General features: G+C 70.8%; 16 protein-coding genes. 7 read left to right on the top strand and 9 right to left on the bottom strand.

Features of this window, described 5'->3' with window-relative positions; all coding sequences use genetic code 11:
• Positions 1-337: 337 nt before the first annotated feature.
• Positions 338-2,131, top strand: a complete 1,794-nt coding sequence (locus ACTWPW_RS19985; protein ID WP_443169541.1) for a hypothetical protein — start codon at positions 338-340, stop codon at positions 2,129-2,131.
• 9 nt (positions 2,132-2,140) lie between these two features.
• On the opposite strand, the gene ACTWPW_RS19980 is transcribed toward ACTWPW_RS19985, so the two are convergent.
• Complete coding sequence (locus tag ACTWPW_RS19980) at positions 2,141-3,382, bottom strand: cytochrome P450 (RefSeq protein ID WP_375115251.1); 1,242 nt, start codon at positions 3,380-3,382, stop codon at positions 2,141-2,143.
• Between the two features lie 230 nt (positions 3,383-3,612).
• Between ACTWPW_RS19980 and ACTWPW_RS19975 the strand changes: the two genes are divergently transcribed.
• Entirely contained in the window at positions 3,613-4,629 is a 1,017-nt protein-coding gene (locus tag ACTWPW_RS19975; RefSeq protein ID WP_443169540.1) for a methyltransferase domain-containing protein, read from the top strand.
• On the opposite strand, the gene ACTWPW_RS19970 is transcribed toward ACTWPW_RS19975, so the two are convergent.
• Genes ACTWPW_RS19970 through ACTWPW_RS19960 form a run of 3 tightly spaced genes read right to left on the bottom strand, consistent with a single transcriptional unit; the run spans position 4,624 to position 8,356 of the window.
• A complete protein-coding gene (locus tag ACTWPW_RS19970; protein ID WP_375115249.1) occupies positions 4,624-5,463 on the bottom strand; it encodes an alpha/beta fold hydrolase in 840 nt (279 codons plus the stop codon). The two genes, ACTWPW_RS19975 and ACTWPW_RS19970, sit on opposite strands and share 6 nt — an antisense overlap.
• Before the next feature lie 60 nt (positions 5,464-5,523).
• A complete protein-coding gene (locus tag ACTWPW_RS19965; RefSeq protein ID WP_375115248.1) occupies positions 5,524-6,777 on the bottom strand; it encodes a cytochrome P450 in 1,254 nt (417 codons plus the stop codon).
• A gap of 31 nt (positions 6,778-6,808) precedes the next feature.
• Positions 6,809-8,356, bottom strand: a complete 1,548-nt coding sequence (locus tag ACTWPW_RS19960; protein WP_443169539.1) for a GMC family oxidoreductase — start codon at positions 8,354-8,356, stop codon at positions 6,809-6,811.
• Between the two features lie 199 nt (positions 8,357-8,555).
• On the opposite strand from ACTWPW_RS19960, the gene ACTWPW_RS19955 reads away from it, so the two are divergent.
• The 3 genes from ACTWPW_RS19955 (at position 8,556) to ACTWPW_RS19945 (ending at position 12,661) form a co-directional block, all read left to right on the top strand.
• Positions 8,556-10,094, top strand: coding sequence for a long-chain-fatty-acid--CoA ligase (locus ACTWPW_RS19955; protein WP_443169538.1), 1,539 nt, complete (start codon positions 8,556-8,558; stop codon positions 10,092-10,094).
• Between the two features lie 201 nt (positions 10,095-10,295).
• Positions 10,296-11,255, top strand: a complete 960-nt coding sequence (locus ACTWPW_RS19950; RefSeq protein ID WP_443169537.1) for a phosphotransferase — start codon at positions 10,296-10,298, stop codon at positions 11,253-11,255.
• Between the two features lie 125 nt (positions 11,256-11,380).
• Positions 11,381-12,661: an extracellular catalytic domain type 1 short-chain-length polyhydroxyalkanoate depolymerase gene (locus ACTWPW_RS19945; RefSeq protein ID WP_443169536.1), complete on the top strand. Its 1,281-nt coding sequence runs from the start codon at positions 11,381-11,383 to the stop codon at positions 12,659-12,661.
• Positions 12,662-13,064: 403 nt separating this feature from the next.
• Here the strand turns inward: ACTWPW_RS19945 and ACTWPW_RS19940 are convergent, their stop codons facing one another.
• The 4 genes from ACTWPW_RS19940 to ACTWPW_RS19925 form a co-directional block, all read right to left on the bottom strand.
• Positions 13,065-14,324, bottom strand: coding sequence for a class I SAM-dependent methyltransferase (locus tag ACTWPW_RS19940; protein ID WP_375115243.1), 1,260 nt, complete (start codon positions 14,322-14,324; stop codon positions 13,065-13,067).
• Positions 14,325-14,328: 4 nt separating this feature from the next.
• Positions 14,329-15,678 carry an FAD-binding oxidoreductase gene (locus ACTWPW_RS19935; protein WP_364113409.1) on the bottom strand — a complete coding sequence of 450 codons (1,350 nt, stop codon included), beginning with the start codon at positions 15,676-15,678 and terminating at the stop codon, positions 14,329-14,331.
• A 130-nt stretch (positions 15,679-15,808) separates the two neighbouring features.
• A complete protein-coding gene (locus ACTWPW_RS19930) occupies positions 15,809-16,792 on the bottom strand; it encodes an NAD(P)-dependent oxidoreductase (RefSeq protein ID WP_375115242.1) in 984 nt (327 codons plus the stop codon).
• Positions 16,789-18,330, bottom strand: coding sequence for a serine/threonine-protein kinase (locus ACTWPW_RS19925; RefSeq protein WP_375115241.1), 1,542 nt, complete (start codon positions 18,328-18,330; stop codon positions 16,789-16,791). The genes ACTWPW_RS19930 and ACTWPW_RS19925 overlap by 4 nt, the downstream gene beginning before the upstream one ends.
• A 207-nt stretch (positions 18,331-18,537) precedes the next feature.
• On the opposite strand from ACTWPW_RS19925, the gene ACTWPW_RS19920 reads away from it, so the two are divergent.
• Positions 18,538-19,659, top strand: coding sequence for a CaiB/BaiF CoA transferase family protein (locus ACTWPW_RS19920; RefSeq protein ID WP_375115240.1), 1,122 nt, complete (start codon positions 18,538-18,540; stop codon positions 19,657-19,659).
• Positions 19,656-20,807 carry a cytochrome P450 gene (locus ACTWPW_RS19915; RefSeq protein WP_375115239.1) on the top strand — a complete coding sequence of 384 codons (1,152 nt, stop codon included), beginning with the start codon at positions 19,656-19,658 and terminating at the stop codon, positions 20,805-20,807. Before ACTWPW_RS19920 ends, ACTWPW_RS19915 begins: the two co-directional genes overlap by 4 nt.
• On the opposite strand, the gene ACTWPW_RS19910 is transcribed toward ACTWPW_RS19915, so the two are convergent.
• The gene (locus tag ACTWPW_RS19910) at positions 20,764-21,987 is read right to left on the bottom strand and encodes an FAD-dependent monooxygenase (protein ID WP_443169535.1); all 1,224 of its coding nucleotides are present in this window, start codon (positions 21,985-21,987) and stop codon (positions 20,764-20,766) included. The two genes, ACTWPW_RS19915 and ACTWPW_RS19910, sit on opposite strands and share 44 nt — an antisense overlap.
• Between the last annotated feature and the right edge of the window lie 80 nt (positions 21,988-22,067).

Here is a 22,067-nt window from a genome sequence, read left to right as displayed (position 1 = left end):
GTCAAGCCTAGCGCACGTCTTCGGCTGAATGCAGAAACTCGATCGAGGTCCGCGGGCACAATGGTCTCTTCAGGTCCGGTGAGACCTGATGGTGATGTATCCGTTGTGACCTCATTCGTCCCACAAGAATAGCCTTGTCGCCGTGGTATACCCAGCTGAGCCTGATCGACCGGAGGGCGGCCTGCCGTTGCAGGACCCGCCCACCGATCCACATGGCTTCGCTCGTTTCGCTGCGGAACCACCTGGGTCTCCTGGAAAATCCCATGAGATCATGCGTGACACGTCAAATCCGGATATAACGGGACATCCGGACACAACCTCGGGAGGGCCGGCAGCAATGGCAACGGAGAATTCCGGACCTCACCTGCCATCGTCCTGGCCGGAGGCACCACGACGCGACGCGGCGCCCTCCTGGCCGGACTCCCCCCCGGCCGAGGTCCCCACGTCCTGGCCCGAGTCCCCCAGGCCGGCCCAGCCGGAGCCGTCCTGGCCGGAGCCGCCGCGCAAGGACACCTCCTGGCCGGAGCCCCCGGGCGCCTCCCGCACCGGCCCGGCCGGCCCTTCGTCGTGGCCCGACGCGCCCGCGCAGGGACCGTCCTGGCCCGACGCGCCCCGCCAGAACGGGGGCCGGCCCGAGGGCTCGCCGCACGACGTGCCCATCGCGTGGCCGGACGCGCCGCCGCAGAGCACCGGGCCTGCCCCCTGGCAGGACGCTTCCGCGCACAGCACCGGGCCCGCCCCCTGGCAGGACGCTTCCGCGCCGGGCGCGGCGGGGCCGGCGCCCTGGCAGGACGCGTCCTCGCCGGGCCTCCCCGCGCCCCCGCCCGGCCAGCCGGTCGTCCCGGACCCGGTGCCCGCGTGGGCGCAGCCGCCCACCCCCTCCCCCGGCGCGTGGTCCAACCTCTCCAGCCCCGCCCCCTGGCCCCAGGCCGAGCGCGCGGCGGCGGCCGACCCGTCGGCCGAGCACACGATGATGTACGACAGCCTGAACGCCCCGGCCGGCAACCTGAGCCCCCCGCAGGCCGCCCCGCACACCGGCCCGCACACCGCGCCGCCGGCCGCCCCGCCGCAGGACGGGCCGTCCGGTCCCCAGCCGCCGCCCCAGGGCCACCCGGCCGAGGAGCGCACGGTCACCTACGCCCAGCACTCCGAGAACCTGCTGAACGACCGCGCCGTCCCCTCCACCCCCATGGACTCCGCGCACGTCGGCGCGCCTCCCGGCGAGGACCAGTCCGGCCGCCCCGGCTCGAACCTGAGCCGCGACCCCTCCGACCCGGAGCACCGGTTCGTCACGGCCGGCCAGATCAGCGGCTCCCGCACCCCGCCACCCGAGCGCCAGCAGGAGCTCTGGAACACCGTCTTCGGCGACAACTACCAGTCCATGGGCGAGCAGGACTCCTTGGACGACGACGAGCCGGGCAAGCCCATCTGGATCTACGCCCTCGGCGGCTCCGTGGCGATCGCGCTGGTCGCCGCGCTGCTGTGGGCGTTCCTGTGGGGGCCGCTGGCCGGCGAGAAGCCGTCGAGCGCGAACGTGGCGGGCGGCAAGGCCACGGCGTCGCAGGAGCCGAAGACCACCAAGACGTCGACCTCGATCGGCCCGCTGCCGAAATACTCCGGCCGGGCCGCCCCCGTGATCGGCCGCGTTCCCGTCGCCGCCGCCGGGGTCTCGATCCCGCGCCTGGGCGGCACGTGGCAGCTCGACCAGCGCGCCACGGTCAAGGGCACGTACGGCTTCGACAGCCGCCAGTACGTCCAGGTGGCGCCGGAGAAGTACGCCGAGCTGCTGGTCGGCCCGCTGTCGCCGAGGCTGGCCTCGTACTACGAGCAGGACAACCTGGAGCCGGTGATCAAGCAGGTCGTGCTGAGCGCCCGCAAGCGCTTCTTCCCGCCGGACAACAAGGTCCGCAAGATCGCCCAGCAGCCGATCAAGGTGAACGGCCAGACGGGGCGGCTGATCGCGTACTCGCTGACCTCGGAGACCGAGAAGGCCACGATCGTGACGATGGCCGTCAACACCGGCGCGAACGTGCCGGCCATCGTCTACATGTCGATCCCGTCGGACAGCAAGCAGCTCCTGCCCGACATCCGCACGGTGATGAACCAGATGAGGCTGGCCGGCCAGTCCTGACGGCCGCCGCTAGAAGCTGCACTCCATGTGCTTGATCCCGTTGATGAAGCTGGAGTGCAGCCGGTCCGGCCGGCCGCCCTCGATGGCCGGCACGCGGCGCAGCAGCTCGCGGAACATCACCGTGATCTCGCGCCTGGCCAGGTGGGCGCCGAGGCAGAAGTGGGGGCCGGGGCCGCCGTAGCCGACGTGCGGGTTGGGGTGGCGGGTGATGTCGAAGCGCAGCGGGTCGGCGAACACGGCCTCGTCCCTGTTCGCCGCCCAGTAGAACAGCACCGCCTTCTGGCCCTTGCGGTAGAGGTGCCCGTTCATCTCGAAGTCCCTGGTGACCTTGCGGCGCATGAAGTTCACCGGGGAGGCCAGCCGGACGATCTCCTCCACGGCCCCGGGCGCGCGGCCGTCGATGTCCTCCAGCCAGAGCGCGCGCTGGTCGGGGTTCTTGGTGAGCAGGCGCAGGCCGTACGATATGGCGTTGCGCGTGGTCTCGTTGCCGGCCACGACCAGCAGGATGAAGAACGAGCCCAGCTCCTGCATCGTCAGCCGCTCGCCGTCGATGTTGGCGTTGACCAGGGACGAGGTCAGATCGCCGGTGGGGTTGTCGGCGCGGTGGGCGGCCAGGTCCTGCACGAGCTGCTGCAGCTCCATGCCGGCGTTGAGCAGCCGCTCGGCGAGCTGTTCGAGGTCGCCGCCGGTGTATTCGGGGTCGAAGCCGCCGAGGATGATGTTGGAGCGGTCGAAGACGAACTGGTAGTCGCGCTCGGGGATGCCCATCATGTCGCAGATGATCTTCAGCGGCAGCCGGGCGGCGACCTCGGTCACGAAGTCGCAGCCGGGGCCCTTGGCCACCAGGTCGTCGACGATGCCGACGGCCGCCGACTCCACGTCGGTCTCGAACTGCTTGATCATCTTGGGCGTGAAGGCGCGGGAGACGATCCGGCGCAGCCGGGCGTGCCGCGGGTCGTCCATGTTGATCATGGAGCCGAAGTACTCGGCGAACTCCGCCGGCATGTCGGGGATGTTGGTCGCGCCGCCGTCGCCCGAGCAGAAGATCTCCGGGTTGCGGCTGGCCTCGAGGATGTCGGCGTGCTTGACGAGCGCGTAGTAGCCCGGGCCCTGCGGCGCGTACGACATCTCCATCTCCTCGAAGAAGGCCGGGGTGTCACGCGCGCGCAACCGCTCGAACGCCTCCTCGCGCTCGCTCATGGGCTTGGCCCAGAAGTCGCGGTCCGACAGGTCGAAGTCCAGGACGCTCATGACCCAATCATTGGAAAAGCAGCCACTTACGTCAATGGGTGCGACGTACACCGTACGTACGAAGGCGGAAAAAACCTGTGGCTCCCGGTGCCCCGCGTCCCTAAGGTGTCCTCCATGACCTTCTTCTACCTCCGCTAGCGATCCGCCGGCGGGTCGCGGACGACCCACCGCCGGCGATGCGGGACGGCCGAGCGACCGCCGTCCCGGGTCGCGACGTGGGAGAAGGACAGTTGGCTACCTTTGCCGTGGCCAGGGCCGTGCGTGGTATCGAGCCCCTGGTGGCCATGGAGATCAGACGTTCCCGCATCGGCGTGGTGCGCGGTGTGCGCCATCGCGAGGTGTGGTTCGAGGCCCCGCCGGGGGCCGACCTGCTGAGCCTGCGCACGGCGGACGACGTGCTGCTGGCCGCCGCCGTGGTCGACGGGATCGGCCACGACCGCTCGGCGCTGGGCCGGCTGGCCAGGGCGGCGCGCGAGCTGGACACCGGACCGCTGGCGCGGGCGGGCAACGGGCTGGAGGTGTCGGCGTCGTTCGTGGGACGGCGCAACTACACCAGGTTCGAGATCGAGGACGCGGTGGGGACGGAGCTGGCGCGGCCGCTGCGGGTGCCGTACCACTCACGGCGGGACGGCGGGCGGCCGCCGCTGGACGCGATGTCGTGGCGGGTCACGATCGAGGGCGACCAGGCGGTCATCGCGGTCCGGCCGGGACGGCGTCCGCTGCACCGCAGGACGTACAAGACGGCCTCGGTACGGGGCACGCTGCACCCGCCGGTGGCCGCCGCCATGGCGCAGCTCGCCCGGCCGGCCGGGGCCGGGACGGTGCTCGACCCGTGCTGCGGGGCGGGCACCACGCTCATCGAGGCCCGCGCGGTGGCCGGGCCCGGCGTGCGGATGCTGGGCTTCGACCACGACCCGGCCGCCGTCGCCGCCGCCACGGCCAACTCGGGGGAGCACCGGGCGTCGTTCGCCTGGGCGGTGGCCGACGGGGGGCGGATCCCGGTGGCCTCCGGGGGCGCGGACCGCGTGCTGGTGAACCCGCCCTGGGGCCGCCAGGTGCCGCCGGCCGGGCGGCTCGCGGGCGGCCTCGCCCCGCTGTGGCGGGAGGTCCGGCGGGTGCTGGCCCCCGGCGGGCTGGCCGTGGCGCTGGTCCACGACGAGATCCCGCGCGGGTTCGCGGTGGAGGAGACGATCCGGGTGAGCCTGTCGGGGCAGCACCCGGTGATCGCGGTCCTCAGCGTCTCATGAGGCCGGGCCGAGCCAGTCCAGGATGAGCCGGTTGACCTCGGCGGGCCGTTCCAGGTGGAGGAAGTGCCCGGCGCCCGCCACCTGCTCGGCCCGCGAGCCCTCCGGCAGGTGGTCGAGCGCGTTCTTCACCAGCTCGGCGCCCAGGCACCCGTCCTGGGCGCCGTGCAGGTACAGGACGGGACCCGCGACCCCCTGCTCGACCGCCGGGTAGCGGCCCGAGGGCGGCGTGGTGCCGAGCATGGCCCGGTAGTAGCCGATGGCCGCGCTCAGGTTCGCCGGGTCGCCGAGGCTGCGCCGGACGAACTCCAGGTCCTCACTGGCGTCGTAGCCGGGCGACCAGTCGCGCCAGAGGTTGTCGATGAAGCCGGGGGTGGCGGCGGCCGCCTCCGCCAGGCCGGTCTGGAAGAGGAAGATGTAGAACGAGCGCTTGAGCTGCTCGTAGTCGAAGAACACGCCCGCCAGCGAGCCCGGCGGCGGCACCGCGAGCGTGACGGCGCGCCGGAAGCGACCGGCCGTGGCGTAGACCGGGAAGCTGCCCCAGTCGTGGCCGATGACGACGGCGTCGTCACCGCCGTCGAGCTCCTCGTGCAGGGCGCGCAGGTCGGCGACCAGCGCCGCGTCCTCGTAGGCGCCGTCGGCCGGGACCTCCGTGGGCGCGTAGCCGCGCAGGAACGGCGCGACCGCGCGGTAGCCGCGCTCGGCCAGCGCGGGCATCAGGTGCCGCCAGGTGTGCGCGGTGTCAGGGAAGCCGTGCAGGCACAGCGCCAGCGGCCCCTCACCCAAGGACAGATACGCGAACTCCACCCCATTGGCGTGGATAGTCCTGATCTCCATGACTGCGAAACCTAGCATTCGACTCGCTCGGAGGGTGGCACAACACGTGGCACCCGCTGGTCAGAACGTGTAGCGGAGGTGCTTGACGCCGTTGATGAAGTTGGACAGCAGGAAGTCGGGCTCCCCCACGGCCCTGATGTCCGGCAGGCGGGTGAACAGCTCGCGGAACATCACGGTCATCTCCCTGCGCGCGAGATGGGCGCCCAGGCAGTAGTGCGGGCCGGGGCCGCCGAACCCGACGTGCGGGTTGGGGTCGCGGGTGATGTCGAACGTGTCCGGGTCCGCGAACACCGACTCGTCGCGGTTGGCCGAGTTGTAGAAGAGCAACACCTTGTCACCCTTCTTGTACGCGGTGCCGTTCATCTCGTGGTCGCGGGTCAGCGTGCGGCGGAACTGGATGACCGGCGTGGCGTAGCGGACGATCTCGTCGCAGGCGCCGACGATGCGGCCGTCGAAGTCGGCCAGCAACAGCTCGCGCTGGCCGGGGTGGTCGGTGAAGAGCTTGAGCCCGTACGCGATCGCGTTGCGGGTGGTCTCGCTGCCCGCCACCACCAGCAGGATGAAGAACGAGCCCAGTTCCTGCGAGCTGAGCCGCTCCTCGCCGTTGACCAGGAGGCTGACCAGGTCGCCCGTGGGCCGCCGGCGCCGCTCGTCGCCCAGGCGGGCGGCCAGGCGGTTGAGCGAGAAGCCGGCGTGCAGCAGCCTGACCAGGCCGCGGGCGACGTTGACGCGGCCGAACTCGGGGGCGATGCCGGTGTATTCGGAGTCGGCGTTGCCGAGGATGACGTTGGTCCGCCGCAACACCAGGTCATGAAATTTCGCGGGGATGCCCATCATGTCGCAGATGACTCGTACGGGGAGCCTGGCCGCCACCTGCGTGACGAAGTCGCCCGGACCCTCCTCGATCGCCCGGTCCACGATCTCCCTGGCCGCCCGCGCCAGGTCCTCCTCCATCTTCGACAGGATGCGCGGCGTGAACGCCCGCGAGACGATCCGCCTCAGCCTCGCGTGTCTCGGGTCGTCCATGTTGATCATCGAGCCGAAGTAGACGCTCAGCCAGCGCGGCATGTCGGGGATGCTGTTGGAGCACGGCTCGCTACTGAACACGGCCGCGTTCCTGCTGGCCTCGGTCACGTCGGCGTGGCGGACCAGGGCGTGGTAGCCCGGCCCGCCACCGATGAACGGCACCGTCTGCTCCGGCACGAAGACCGGGCGGTCGAGCTCGCGCAGCCTGCGGAAGGCCTCCATGCGCTCGGCCTGCGGCAGCCCCCAGAACGGGATCTGCGACAGGTCGAGGTCCGCGGGCATCGTCATACCGACGAGATTACGCAAGTGACCACTTACGTCAAGGCTTGCTCCCTCTGATCAGGTCGGCCCCCTTCTCGCCGATCATGATGGCGGGCGCGTGGGTGTGGCCGCGGTTCAGGGTCGGCATGATGGACGCGTCCACGACCCTGAGCCCCTGGACGCCGCGCACGCGCAGGGCCGGGTCCACGACGGAGTCCTCGTCGGCGCCCATGCGGCAGGTCCCGACAGGGTGATACAGGGTCTCGCCGCGCTCGCGTACCCACTGGGCGAGCTCCTCGTCGGTCTCCGGCGCCCAGTAGGGCGCCATCGGCCCGCCCGCGTACGGCCTCATCGCGGCGGTGGCGAACACCTGCTTGGCCATCCGCAGCCCCGCGATCAGGCGCCTGACGTCGGCCTCGGCGGTGAGGTAGCCGGGGTCGATCACCACGTCCCTGCCGCTCAGCCCGACCCGGCCGCGGCTCTCCGGCTGCAGCAGCACGACCCCGACGGTGAGCCCGTGGCCGGTCGGCGGGGTGAGGCCGTGGTCGATGAACGGCCCCGGCGCGAAGATCAGCTCGATGTCCGGCGCCGGCTCACCGTCCGAGGTCTTGATGAACGCGACCGCCTCCCCCACGTTCGTGGTGAGCATGCCGGAGCGCAGGACGATGTAGCGCAGCAGGTTGCTCATCGACTCGGCCTTGGTGAGCGTCACCGGCTGCTTGCACTCGATGAACACGCCGCTGGACAGGTGGTCCTGCAGGTTCCTGCCGACCTCGGGCAGCTCGTGCACGATCGGGACCCCGGCGTCGCGCAGCTCGTCGGGCGCGCCCACGCCGGAGCGCAGGAGCAGGTAGGGGGAGCCGATCGCGCCCGCGGCCAGGATCACCTCCAGCCGGGCCTTGATCTGGGCGCCGCCGCTGTGCTCGATGCCCGTCGCCCGCTTGCCGTCGAACGTCACCCGGTCCACCGTGGCGCCCGTGATCACGTGGAGGTTGGGCCGCGAGGTCGCGGGGCGCAGGTAGGCGTCGGCGGAGCTCCAGCGCCTGCCCCGGTTCTGGGTGACGGGGGTGGGGCAGTAGCCCTCGTTGGAGCGGCCGTTCAGCTCGCCGAGGCGGCTGAGGCCGAGCTCCTCGCACGCCCGCAGGAACGCGGCGGTGGTCACGTTGGGGCTGCGCAGCTCCGAGATGTACAGGGGGCCGGTGGTGCCGTAGACGCCGCCCTGGTTGGTGCCGACGCGGCGCTCGGCCCTGGTGAAGTACGGCAGGACGTCGTCGTAGGCCCAGCCCTGGACGCCCCACTGGTCGTAGTCCTGCTGGCAGCCGCGCACCCACATCTGGGCGTTGAGCGAGGAGGAGCCGCCGAGCACGCGACCCCTCGGCCAGTAGAGCTCGCGGCCGGACATCTCGCCCTGTTTGGCCGTGGTGTAGTTCCAGTCGTAGTCGGTCTTGAACAGTTTGGCGAAGCCCGCGGGCATGCGGATCTCCAGCTTGTCGTCCGTCCCGCCCGCCTCGACCAGCGCCACCGACACACCCGGGTCCGTGGATAGTCGGTTGGCCAGCACGCATCCTGCGGAGCCCGCCCCGACGATCACGTAGTCGTACTCCATGACCCCCTCCAAGGGGTAAGTAACTTCCTACTTGCTTACTCGACGTAGGCGGGCGCGTCCATATCCAGTTGTGGCACGCGTTGCCTCCGGTGGTCCGCGTTCAGCGGACCGCTGCAGGTGGCGATGAAATTGCCCCTACCAACCGGTATGCACGGCCTGCGAGGATGGCGCCGAAGCCGTTCAGAGGGAGGAAGGCGTCATGCTCAACTTGTCGGTCGTCTTGGAAGACAGCGCCAGGAACACCCCCGACCGCACCGCGATCGTCTTCGGCGACATGCGGCTGCCGTACTCCATGATCGACACGGTCGCCAACCAGGTGGCGAACCTGCTGGTGACGCGGGGCATCGGCAAGGGTGACAAGGTCGCGCTGGCCTGCCCCAACCTGCCGTATTTCCCGTTCGTCTACTACGGCATCCTCAAGGCCGGCGCGACGGTGGTGCCGCTCAACGTGCTGCTGCAGTCGCGCGAGATCGCCTACCACCTCGACGACAGCGACGCCAAGGCGCTGTTCTGCTTCGAGGGCACGCCCGAGCTGCCGCTGGGTGAGCGTGGCAAGGCCGGTTTCGAGGCGGCGCAGGGCTGCGAGCACTTCTTCGTGCTGCCCGCGACCCCGTTGGCGACCGAGTCGGAGTACGGCGAGTCGATCTGGGCCGCGCTCGGCGGGATGGCGGCGGAGTTCGAGACCGTGCAGACGGCGCCCGACGACACCGCGGTGATCCTCTACACCTCGGGCACCACGGGCCAGCCCAAGGGAGCCGAGCTCAGCCACCAGAACATGCTGATGAACTCCATGGTCAGCGACAAGATGTTCCCGCGGGAGGAGGGCGCGGCCGACACCTACCTGGCGGTGCTGCCGCTGTTCCACTCCTTCGGCCAGACCGTCGTCATGAACACGGGCTTCCTGCGCGGCGCCACCGTGGTGCTGATGCCGCGCTTCGAGCCCGGCGAGGCGCTGTCGATCATGGTCAAGGAGAACGTGACGTTCTTCGCCGGGGTGCCCACGATGTACTGGGGCATGCTCACGAAGATCCACGCCGAGGGTGCGGAGGTGCCGCGCTCGGTGCGGGTGGCCGTGGCGGGCGGCGCGTCGTCGCCGGTCGAGGTGCTCAAGGACTTCGAGCAGACGTTCGGCATCGGCATCCTGGAGGGCTACGGCCTGTCGGAGACGTCGCCGGTGGCCAGCTTCAACCAGCTCGGCCGGCCCACCAAGCCCGGCACGATCGGCACCCCCATCTGGGGCGTGGAGATGAAGCTGATCGACGGCGACTGGAAGACCGTCGAGGGCGAGGGCCCCGGCGAGATCGCCATCCGCGGCCACAACATCATGAAGGGCTACTACGGCCGCGCGGAGGCCACGGCCGAGGTCATGAAGGACGGCTGGTTCCGTACGGGCGACATCGCCACGCGCGACGCCGACGGCTACTACTCCATCATCGACCGGGCCAAGGACATGATCATCCGAGGCGGGTTCAACGTCTACCCGCGCGAGCTCGAAGAGGTCCTCATGACGCACGAGGCCGTGTCGCTGGCCGCCGTGGTCGGGGTCGAGCACGAGTCGCACGGCGAGGAGATCAAGGCGTACGTCATCCGCACCCCCGGGACCACGATCACCGAGGACGAGCTGATCGCCTGGGCCAAGGAAAACATGGCGGCCTACAAGTACCCCCGGATCATCGAGTTCCGCGACTCCCTGCCGATGACGGCCACGGGCAAGATCCTCAAGCGCGAGCTCCGGTAGCCGGCCGGTCTCCGATCCTCGAAGGCGCGGGCCCGGCCCGCGCCTTCTTCCTCGCCGGCCCATGGGATGCTCGCGCGACTCTGGTGGCGGGCCGGCCACGCGGGTGGCGGACGACCCGGAGATGGGACATCGCGGGCGGGCGCGGCGCGGGCCTGCTTATCCAGGTGAAGTGACCCCGGACGGGCCGATAGCTTGCTCGGTATGCGCGATCGGCCGGACGACTTCGACGAGGGGCTGCTGCGGCCCGCACTGGGCGAGTGGGAGATCGAGGCCGCCACGCTGGACTACGCGCCGGTCGGGTTCGGCGACTTCCACTGGGTGGCGGCCGACAGGGGCGGGCGGCGCTGGTTCGTCACGGTCGCGGACGTGCGGCGGCGCACGTTCGACGGCCTCCGGCTGGCCATGGAGACGGCGGCGGCGCTGCGCGAGGAGGCGGGCCTGGACTTCGTCGTCGCGCCGCTGCGCGCGGCCGACGGCACGACGCTGCGCCGCCTCGACCGCCACCGGTACGCCATGAGCGTGTTCCCGTACGAGGACGGCATCCCCGGCCACTTCGGCGACGAGCTGCCCGCCGGCGAGCGTGCCCTAATCATCGACCTGCTGGCCGAGCTGCACGCGACCCCGCCCCCGCTGCCCACCCCCGGCCGCCCGGTGGAGCTGACCGGCCGGGCCGGGCTGGAGCAGGCGCTGCGCGACACGTCCCTGTCCTGGCTCGGCGGCCCGTACGCCGGGCCCGCGCAGGAGCTGATCGCGGACCACGCCGGGGTGCTGCGGCGCGGGCTGGAGGAGTTCGACCGGCTGGCGGGCAGGCCCGGGGAGCCGGTGGTCACGCACGGCGAGCCGCACCCCGGCAACCTGCTGCGCGCCCCCGGCGGGCGGCGGCTGCTGCTGGACTGGGACACGGTCGGGATGGCCGTGCCGGAGCGGGACCTGTGGCTGGTGGCCGGAACCGACGACGACCTCGCCCGGTACGCGGAGGCGACCGGCCGCAAGCCCGACCCCGGCGCCCTGGCGCTCTACCGGCTGCGGTGGGCCCTCGACGACGTGGCGGAGTTCGTGGCGTGGTTCCGGGGGCCGCACGGTGCCACTCCGGACGCCGATCAGGCGTGGCAGGGCCTCACCGGCACGCTGCGCGAGCTGGCGAAACTTTCATCGTCCTGACCGCCTGAGCCGCGCCTCTTGGCAGCTCATCGCCTTCCGTCTCGCCCGGGCGCCCCTGGCTGTTGCGATGCCGAAATTTTCTGTGGACACTCGCAATGTTTCGGCGGACGAGCGAGAGGAACTCGATGAAGCTGAGAGCTCGAATAGCAAGCGCCGTGATCGCCGCCGCGGCACTGGTGGCCGCCGGGCTGATGGCCGCGCCGCCGGCCTCGTCCGCCCAGCTCACGGAAGTGACCGGCTTCGGTACGAACCCCACCAACTTACGCATGCACCTGTACGTCCCCGACGGTGTCCCCGCCCGGCCCGCGCTGCTGGTGGCCGTACATTACTGCACGGGTTCCGGCCCGGCCTTCCACTCCGGCACGGAGTTCGCCTCGCTCGCCGACCGGTACAAGTTCGTGGTCATCTACCCGTCGGCGACCAGGAGCGGCTCCTGCTTCGACGTCTCCTCGCCGCAGGCGCTGCGCCATGACGGCGGCAGCGACCCCGTCGGGATCGTCTCCATGGTCAGGTACGTCCAGCAGCGCCACAACGCCGACCCCGCCCGTACGTTCGTGACGGGCGCCTCCTCCGGCGGCATGATGACCAACGTCCTGCTGGGCGCCTACCCCGACGTGTTCAGGGCGGGGGCGGCGTTCATGGGCGTGCCGTTCGGCTGCTTCGCCACCACCGACGGCTCCAGCTGGAACAGCGCCTGCGCCAACGGCCAGGTCACCAAGACGCCGCAACAGTGGGGCGACCTCGTACGCGCGGCCTACCCCGGGTACACCGGCGCGCGGCCGCGCATGCAGACGTGGCACGGCACCGAGGACACCACGCTGCGCTACCCGAACTTCCAGGAGCAGATCAAGCAGTGGACCGACGTCCACGGCCTGAGCCAGACCCCCAGCCTCACCGACCAGCCCCGATCCGGCTGGGCCCGGACCCGGTACGGCGGCACGGGCACCATGGCCCCGGTCGAGGCGATCAGCCTCCAGGGCGTGGGCCACAGCCTGCCGCAGAGCGGGATGGCGGCCGCGGTGATCGACTTCTTCGGCCTCTCGGAGGGCGGCGACCCCACCACCACGCCGACCACCTCACCCACCCCGCCGACCGGGGCGTGCCGCGTCACGTACACGACGAACGCCTGGAACACCGGCTTCACCGCCGCCGTCACCATCGCCAACACGAGCACGACCCAGGTCTCCGCCTGGAACCTGGCCTTCACCCTGCCGGCCGGCCAGACGATCACCTCGACCTGGAACGCCTCGATCTCGCCGACCAGCGGCCAGGTGACGGCCAGGAACGCCTCCTACAACGCGGCCATCGCCCCGGGGGCGTCCGCGTCGTTCGGCTTCCAGGCCACGCACGGCGGCAACACCGCCCAGCCATCCTCCTTCACCCTGAACGGCACCACCTGCACCTGATGCGCCCCCTCTTGCCTGGCCCGGCGATCTGGTCAGGGGTCGCCGGGCCGGCTCCCTCCCTGAAAACTGCTTCACCTTTACCGGGTTCCCGCTTGCCCCGATGCCGACTGTAGCCATACGGTCACTTTAAGCAGTTGGGAGAGTCTAAGGAGATCACGTGGGCAGGCACGCGAAGCCCCACAATCCCAAGGAGCAGCCGCTGGAGTCACCAGAGGACTCCAGCACGGACGAGCACCATCCCAGCAGGGGGCGGCACGCCAAGGACAGGCACCATCGCATGGCGGCCGGACACGGCGAACAGGCCGATTCCTTGTCCACGTCCGCGGGATAGCGACGGAGCTTGCGTCAACCGCAAGCTCCGTTTCGCTTCAGGCACCGACCCGAGGTGCGGATCGGCGCCGCCTCAGGGCCAGTCGACGGCGGGCCGGAGCGGGACGCCGGAGCGGCCCTGCTGGTCGAGCTTGACGCCCAGCACCTGGTGGAGCTGGACCTTGTTGCGCTCGAAGCCCACGATGCACCCCGCCATGTACAGGGCCCACACCCGGGCCGTGCCCATGCCGACCTCCTGGACCGCGTCGTCCCAGTTGGCGTCCAGGTTGTCGCACCAGTGGCGCAGGGTCTTGGCGTAGTGCTCCCGCAGGTTCTCCTCGTGGCGGATCTCGAAGCCGGTGTCCTCCATCTGCCGGATCAGCCAGCCCACCGACTCCAGCTCACCGTCGGGGAAGACGTAGCGGTTGATGAAGCCGCCCTTGTTGAACGTCTTCTCCTTGCCGGTCGGCCGGGTGATGCAGTGGTTCAGGATGCGGCCGCCGGGCCTGAGCTTGCCGTACAGGAACTGGAAGTACGACGGCACGTTCGCCTTGCCGATGTGCTCCGTCAGGCCGATGGAGCTGACCGCGTCGAAGCCCGACTCCTTGACGTCGCGGTAGTCCATGAAGCGGACCTCCGCCAGGTCCTGCAGCCCCGCGTCGGCGATGGCCTTCTGCGCCCACTCCGCCTGCTGGCGGCTCAGCGTGACGCCGAGCGCCTTGACGCCGTAGTGCTTGGCCGCGTGCATGACCATGCCGCCCCAGCCGCAGCCGACGTCCAGCAGGCGCATCCCCGGCTCCAGGCCGAGCTTGCGGGCCACCAGGTCGAACTTGGCGTACTGGGCCTCCTCCAGCGTCGAGTCCTCCGTCGGGAAGCACGCGCACGTGTAGGCCATGGACGGCCCCAGGACCCACTCGTAGAAGCGGTTGGAGACGTCGTAGTGGTGGTGGATGGCCTCGGCGTCGCGCTGCTTGGCGTGCCGGGAGCCCAGCCTCGCCAGGGTGCTCTGGCGGATCTCCTGCGGTGGCGGCGGCACCCGCATGAGGAGCGGCTTGACGCCCAGCGACCGGACGGCGGCGACCTTCTCGGAGGTCGTCAGGTCGTTGGTGGTGATGTTCCACATCCGGTCCAGCAGCGCGTACAGGTCGCCGTGAACGTCAATGTGACCGGAGATGTACGCCCTGGCCAGGCCCAGTTCCCCCGGTGCCTGGGCCAGGTAGGCCACCGCGATCGGTGATTTGACCTCGAGGGCCAGGTCGGCGCCGTCCGGCCCGGCCTTGCTGCCGTCGTAGGCCATGAACGCGAGGTTCGCTTCCGTGCCGACGATTTTCTCAAAGATGGTTGCGAGAGCCATCAACTCACCTTCCCCGTACACACTTTTCGTACAGGTCCAGCAGGCGACCGTTCGGGTCGTATTCCCGCTTGACCGGCCAATAGGCGTCGCCGTTGTACAGCTGCCAGAACTGCTCACGGGCATAGAACGAGGTCGAGTAGAGCGACTTGTGGCCATCGAGGTCGTGTACAGAAGACTCGATGAGCCGGTTGTAGTAACCGTCGAACCGCCCCCGTGGCAGCGGCACCATTCCCCAGAAACCGAAATTGACGTAGAGCTTGCCCGGCTCGAGCGGGTAGAGCGGCCAGCGGGTCGAGGCCCGCAGCGGGCACATCCACACCGGGGTCATGCCCACCTTGTCGTGGAAGAACTCCAGGAACTCGGCCCCGCGCTCGACCGGGGTCTCGACGTCCTGGATGACCGACTCCTGCACCGGCTGGTCGCGCCACCTGTCGACGCGGGCGGTCAGGCCGTATTTCCGGTCGAGCGCCACCAGGCGCCGGTAGACGTCGGAGCGCATCCAGCGGCGCGGCATGAGCGAGCGGACCACCGGCTGCTGCACGCCGAAGGCGCGCGAGCACCAGAACCAGTCGGTGTCCCAGCGCCACAGGTAGTCGCGGATCGTCAGCCAGTCGCGGCTGCGCTGCCTGATGGACTGGTAGTAGATCCGCATCCCGGTGTAGTCGGAGATGTAGGGAGCGCGCTCGGCGAAGCGGCCGAGCGTGAGGTACATCTCACCGGGGGCGAAGAAGACGCCGTCCACGAAGTCGACGCTCTCGCCGTCGTACACCATGCTGTCGCAGATCTCCTGCATGGCCAGCATGCACTTGCCCGCGTCGGTGAACTTGACGTGGGTGAGATGCACGTACGGCTGGACCTTGCGGAGCTTGATCCGGATGCGCAGGGCGTAGCCGAGCGTCCCGTAGGAGTTGGGGAACGCGCGGAACAGATCGCGGTGCTCGTTGTCGTCGCGGGCCACGACGACGCGCCCGTCTCCGGTGAGGATCTCGAGCTCCTCGACCGACTCGTGCGGCAGCCCGTCCCTGAAGCTGGTGGACTCGATCCCGAGCCCGGTGACGGCGCCCCCCAGCGTGATCGTCTTGAGCTGCGGCACCACATAAGGCATGAGCCCGTGCGGCAGCGTGGCGTCCACCAGGTGCTCGTACGTGGTCATGCCCTGGACCTCGGCCGTCATCGTCTCGGGATCGACGCTGATGACCTCGTCGAGATCCCGGGCCGAGAGCTTGGCCGTCCGCCCGCCGTCGCGGAACCTGAAGAGGTTGGACGTGGACTTGGCCAGCCGGGGCGCGGCGTCGCCGGGGATCGCGGCGTACGACTGCCGGATCTGCTCTACTGCCCGTTGGTGTGTCGACATCGTCGTCGTCACGAAAGCACCCCCTTGAGCTGGTAGAGATCGTCCGTAAGACGGTATCTCCCATGAGCGATCCGGAACAGACCGGGGTCGTTAAAGACACGAAAACTGTTCATCGTGCCAGGTGGATCCCCTACGTGGTAGGCGATTCCGTAAACTTTCGGTTGATCACCGGCGATATTCCGTTAAGCACGCCGTCGACCTCCCGTCCCTCGACGGCGGCGGTCAGATTGTCCAGGGTGGCGGTGAGCAGGCGGCCGGTGGCCTCGGGGGTGACGCCGGCGACGTGCGGTGACAGCAGGACGTTCGGCAGCTCGCGCAGCGGGTCGCCGGCGGGCAGCGGCTCCACGTCGAAGACGTCCAGCGCGGCCCCGCCCAGCCGGCCCTCGCGCAGGGCGGCCACGAGCGCCGGCTGGTCTACCACGCCGCCCCTGGCCGCGTTGACCAGCAGGGCGCCCTGCTTCATGCGGCCGGGGTCGACCAGGCCACGGGTCTCATCCGACAGCGCGATCACGACGACCACGACGTCGCACGCGGACACGAGCGTCTCCAGGTCCTCGAATCCGGGGTCCGGGCGCGGGGTGCGCGTCCAGTAGGACACCTGGCAGCCGAGCGCGCGGAACATCTCCGCGCAGGTGGCGCCGATCGGGCCGTAGCCGACGATGCCCACGCGCCGGCCGCGCAGCTCGTGGGGCTGCAGCCCCTGCTGCGGCCACTCCCCCGCGCGTACGGCGGCGTCGGCGGCGGCCAGCTTGCGCGACAGCGACATCGTGGCGGCCAGGCACCACTCGGAGACCGCCACCGCGCTGACCCCGGGCGTGTTGGCCAGCGGCACCCCGGCCGCGGCCAGGGCGTCCAGGTCGTGGCCGTCCACGCCCACCGACGGCTGCTGCACGAACGCCAGCCGGGGCGCCGCCCGGACCGCCCCGGCGTCCATGACCAGCGTGCCCGTCCAGTCGCCGAGCACGATCTCGGCCTCCGGCAGCGCCGCGAGGAGCGCGTCGCGGTCACGGGAGGCGGGCACGCGCACCGCCACCCGATCGCCGAGCGGCGCCAGCAGGCGGCGCATGACCTCTTCGGGCAGCGGTGGCAGTGCGAGCAGGTTCCAGGGGCTCATGCCCCAACAGTAAAGCTGTTGATCACCTGTCGCATAAGGGCCCGGTTGCGCCGCCACTGGTTCTCGGTGACGGTCCAGGACAGCAGGTAGGCGGTGTCGCCGATGGCGACGGCCCGGCGTACCTCGTGGTAGCGGGTGCCCGGCCGCTGCCACGGCGCGTCGCCGGCCGCGCCCGCCGTCCAGGAGAACTCCCACTCCACCGCCGGCACGCCCTGGTGCGTCACCGTCCGCCGGGCGCGGTTGACGACGTTCTGGGCGGTCTCCGCGAGGGTCTCCTGGGAGTTGCGGATGAGCTGGCTCGGATCGAGGTTGGAGTAGACGGCCTCGACCCCGAGGTGGGCGTTGCCGTCCCTGCGGGTCCACTCCGTGTACGCCTCGGCGCGCGCTCCCCGCCAGCCGGTCGGCCGCATGATCGACCAGCCGTCCCGCGACCTCCACGCCCGCACGGCGGGCACGACCCTGCTCACGCTGGGCGTCGGTGTCGCGGAGGGCGTCGCGCCCTGCGTGGTCGGCGCGGCGGTCGGGGTGAGCGGGGCGGTCGCCGCGGCCGGCTGAGCGGTCGCGCGCGGCGTGCCCTCGGCCGGGGAGGCGATCCTGAAGTACGCGACCGCGCCGCCCGTCAGCACCAGCACCACCGCCGCGGCCGCCGCGAGCAGCGCCCGGCCGGGACCCTCGCCCTTCTTCCGCTCCGGCGGGTCGAGGTCGGCGGAGGCGGGCCTGGCCGCGGCGATGGCCGCCAGCAGCCGGTCGGCCTCCTCGGCGGTCACCCGGTCCTGGGGCTCCTTCCGGAGCAGCCCCTTCAGGATCGGGTGCATGGCCGGCGGGATCCGGCGGTAGTCGGGCTCCTCGGTGAGCAGCGCGTTGAGCGTGGCCATGGGGTCGCCGCGCTCGAACGGCGAGCGGCCGACCATGCACGCGTACAGCGTGGCGCCCAGCGACCACAGGTCGGAGGCCGGTCCCGCGTTCTCGGCGCGGACCCGTTCCGGGGCCAGGAAGCTCGGCGAGCCCGTGACCATGCCGGTCCTGGTCAGCGACGCGTCACCCTCGACCGTGGCGATGCCGAAGTCCATGAGGACGGCGCGGCCGTCGTCCGCCAGCAGGATGTTGCTCGGCTTGACGTCGCGGTGCAGGATGCCCGCCTCGTGGGCGGTCCGCAGCGCGGACAGCACCTGCCGGCCCAGGTCCGCGGCCTCTCGCACCGGGAGTGCGCCCGTGGTGAGCACGACCTGCTCGACCGACGGATGGCTGACCAGCTCCATCACGATCCACGGCCGGCCGCCCTCCTCGACCACGTCGTAGACGGCGACGACGGAGGGGTGGTTCAGCTTGGCCGCGGTGCGAGCCTCGCGGGCGGTCCTTAACAGCTGACGCTCCTGGTCGCCCGGCGACAGGCCGTCCGGCAGCAGCACTTCCTTGATGGCCACCTGCCGGTTCAGCAGTGTGTCGCGGCCTTCCCAGACCACGCCCATCCCCCCGCGGCCCAGTTCGCGCACTAACTGGTAGCGCCCTGCGATGAGCCGGTTGCTATCCGAAACCATGTCCTACCCCTGTATCGGCGCAAGCGCCTGATGCGGCATCGAACGCCTGCTGCAGACGGTCGCTGAACGCACCCGTCTTCAGACCACCCGAACAGTGGGCAAGTTTCCCATACCTCCCACCACTTCGCCGGGAGGTCGCCAAGGCCGCTTGCACCAGATCACCGAATGTTGTTCTACTGAGGCAGGGTCCAGAGCAAGGAGAAGTCGATGCCAGAGGTTCGCCGGGGTCCGCTGTCCGGGGTGCGCGTGCTGGAGCTCGCGGGGCTCGCACCGGGGCCGTTCGCGGGGATGATGCTAGCCGATCATGGGGCGGATGTCCTGCGGGTGGACCGGGTGAAGGCGGTTTCCGACCGTCCGCGGACGGATGTCATGGACCGCGGCAAGCACACGATCGGCCTGGACCTGAAGGCGCCCGAGGGCGTGGCGGCGTTCAAGGAGCTGGTACGCCACGCCGACGTCGTGATCGAGGTGTTCCGCCCGGGCGTGGCGGAGCGGCTCGGCATCGGGCCCGACGACCTGCACGCGGTGAACGAGCGGCTGATCTACGGCCGGATGACCGGGTGGGGGCAGGACGGGCCGCTCGCCCCGACGGCCGGGCACGACATCGACTACATCGCCGTCTCCGGCGTGCTGTCGATGCTCGGGCGCGAGGGGGACAAGCCGACGCCGCCGATCAACATCCTGGGCGACTTCGCCGGGGGCGGGCTCATGCTGGCGTACGGCGTGCTGCTGGCCCTGTTCGAGCGCGAGCGCACCGGCAGGGGCCGGGTGATCGACGCGGCCATGGTGGACGGGGCGGCGATCCTGTTCTCGATGTTCTACCAGGGGGTCCAGAGCGGACACTGGGGCCCGCGGGGCACGAACCTGCTGGACACCGGCGCCCCGCAGTACGACACGTACGAGACCGCCGACGGGCAGTACGTGGCCGTCGGCTCGCTGGAGCCGCAGTTCTGGGAGGCGATGGTGTCCCTCATGGGCCTGACCGACCTGCCCGACAGGAACGACCGGGCGCAGTGGCCCGCGCTGAAGGCCCGCCTGGCGGAGGAGTTCGGGAAGCGGACCCGGGCCGAGTGGGAGGCGGTCTTCGAGGGCTCCGACGCCTGCGTCTCGCCCGTGCTGTCCATGTCCGAGGCCGCCGGCCACCCGCACAACACCGCCCGCGGCTCCTTCGTCGAGATCGGCGGCGTCACCCATCCGACGCCCGCGCCCCGCCTGCTCGGCGTGCCCACCCAGGACCTCTCTCCCGCCACCCGCCTGGCCGATTTGTCCGGCTGGGGCCTGTCGCAGGAGGAGGCGGACAAGCTACGCGGCCAAGGAGTGCTGGCATGATCGACTTACTCGACGGCGACCTGTACGCCGGTGACCCCACCCCCGTGTACGCCTGGCTGCGCGAGCACGCCCCCGCCTACTACGACGCGGCCAACGGCCTGTGGGGCATCTCCCGCCACGCCGACATCTCGGCCGTCGAACGCGACCCGCAGCTGTGGACCAGCACCGTCGGCTACCGCCCCCAGTTGCCCTCAGAGCCGTCCATGATCGGTCTGGACGATCCCGAGCACGCCGAGCGCCGCCGGCTCGTCTACCGCCGTTTCACGCCCCGCCACGTACACGAGCGCTACGCCGCCCGCGTCCGCGAGGTCGTCGTCGAGCTGCTCACCCGCGCCCTGGAGAAGGGCGCCGTGGACGTGGTGCCCGAGCTGGCGGCGCCGCTGCCGGCCCGGATGATCGGCTGGCTGCTCGGGTTCCCCGACGAGGACTGGCCCAGGCTGAAGCACTGGTCGGAGACCACCATCGTCGCGGGGGGCGGCCTGCGCTACGTGACGCACGAGGCCGCCGTGGCCGCCGGCGAGTACGGGCAGGCGGTGCTGGAGCTGGCCGCCGAGCGCCGTGCCCACCCGCGCGACGACCTGCTGTCCGTGTGGTGCGCCAGCCCCGGCTACGACGACGAGAGCCTGGCCAACGACGCGCTGCTGCTGCTCGACGGCGGCGCCGAGACCACCCGGACGGTCATCGCCACCGCGATCGACGCGCTGATCCGCCATCCGGACCAGTGGCGGCTGCTGCGCGAGGACCGGGGGCTCGTCGAGGGGGCGGTGGAGGAGTTCATCAGGTGGACCACGCCGATACTCAACATGTGCCGCGCGGCCACCCGTGACACCACCCTGCACGGGCAGGAGATCCGCGAGGGGCAGCAGGTGCTGCTCATGTACGGGTCGGCGAACCGGGACCCCGAGGTGTTCACCGACCCGGACGTCTTCGACGTGACCAGGAAACCGGGCGGGCACATCGCGTTCGGCCTGGGCACGCACTTCTGCCTGGGCGCCGCGCTGGCCAGGCTGGAGCTGCGGATCTTCTTCGAGGAGTGGCTCGACCGGGTGGGTACGGCCTCCTACGCCGACGCGGAGGGTCCGCGGATCCTGCCCAACGCCTTCGTCAGGGGCGTGACGTCGTTCCCTGTCGTGCTGCGTAGTCCTTGAGCCTGATCGAGTCGTGCAGCCGCACGCCCTTGCTGCCGGCCTTGACCGCGGCCCTGGTCAGCGCGACGGGCAGGCGGTTCACCAGGCGCGCTCCCCGGGTCAGCGCCCACAGGTCGAACCTGCTGCCGGGCACGATGCCGCGGGCCGCGCGGACGGCGAAGGCGCGGCTGCGGCGCACGTACTCGCCGAGTTCGGCCTCGTACGCCGGGAAGGCCCGCGTGTGGTCGCCGCCGTGCGCGGCCAGCTCGCCCGCCAGCACGTACGCCCCCACGACCGCCAGGCTCGTGCTCCCCCCGACCGCCGGCCCCGGGCAGTAGCCGGCGTCGCCCACCAGCGTCACCCGGCCGCGCGACCAGGTGTCCAGGCGGAGCTGGGTGATCGAGTCCATGTAGAACGCCGGCGCGCGGTCGATCTCCTCCAGGATCCTCGGCACCTGCCAGCCCAGGCCCCCGAAGCGCTCGCGCAGCAGCTCCTTCTGCCGGGCGACGTCCCGGTGGTGGTAGTCGAGCGGCTCCGGGGTCCTGAACAGGAACCCCGCCCGCGCGTCGTCCATGTGCACCGCGCTGTACAGAGCCGCCATCCAGCCCACCCCGGCCATGCCCTCCATCCGATCGTCGAGCCCGAGGAAGTCCGGCACCGTGGCGACGGCCAGGTAGGCGCCGATCCACGTGGTGAAGCGCGACTCGGGGCCGAAGACCAGGCGGCGGACGTTGGAGTGCAGGCCGTCGGCACCCACCACGAAGTCGTAGGCGCCCGTCCGGCCGCTGTCGAACGCCACCTCCCCGTCGTCGGAGACGGACGCGATGGAGTCGCCGAAGACGTAGTCCACGTCGTGCCGGGTCGCCTCGTAGAGAATCTCGCTCAGATCGTCGCGCATGATCTCGACGTGCCGGTCGGAGACGGCGGCCATCACGCGCCGCAGCTCCAGCTCCACCGGACGGCCGCCGCCGTCCGTGTGCAGGGTGAGCCATTGCGTGCCGGTCTTGGCGGCCAGCACCGGCTCCAGGACGCCCATCCGCTCGACGATGTCCATCGCCGGCCTGAACAGATCGACCGCGTGGCCACCCGCCTTCCTGAGCGCCGGGGCCCGTTCGACGACGGTGACCTCGAAGCCGTACCTGCGCAGCCAGTACGCCAGCACCGGCCCCGCCACGCTCGCACCCGAGACGAGAACCTTCATCGCCCTCTCCTTACCTATCGTTAAGTAAGCACGCTAGCACGACGGCTTACTTAACGGTAGGTAAGGGATAGTCTTGGCCC

The organism is Nonomuraea sp. KM90, from assembly GCF_052246675.1.
Classification (GTDB): domain Bacteria; phylum Actinomycetota; class Actinomycetes; order Streptosporangiales; family Streptosporangiaceae; genus Nonomuraea.
Note: the sequence above shows the minus strand (reverse complement) of the source record. Positions and strands in the feature narration are given on the sequence as shown.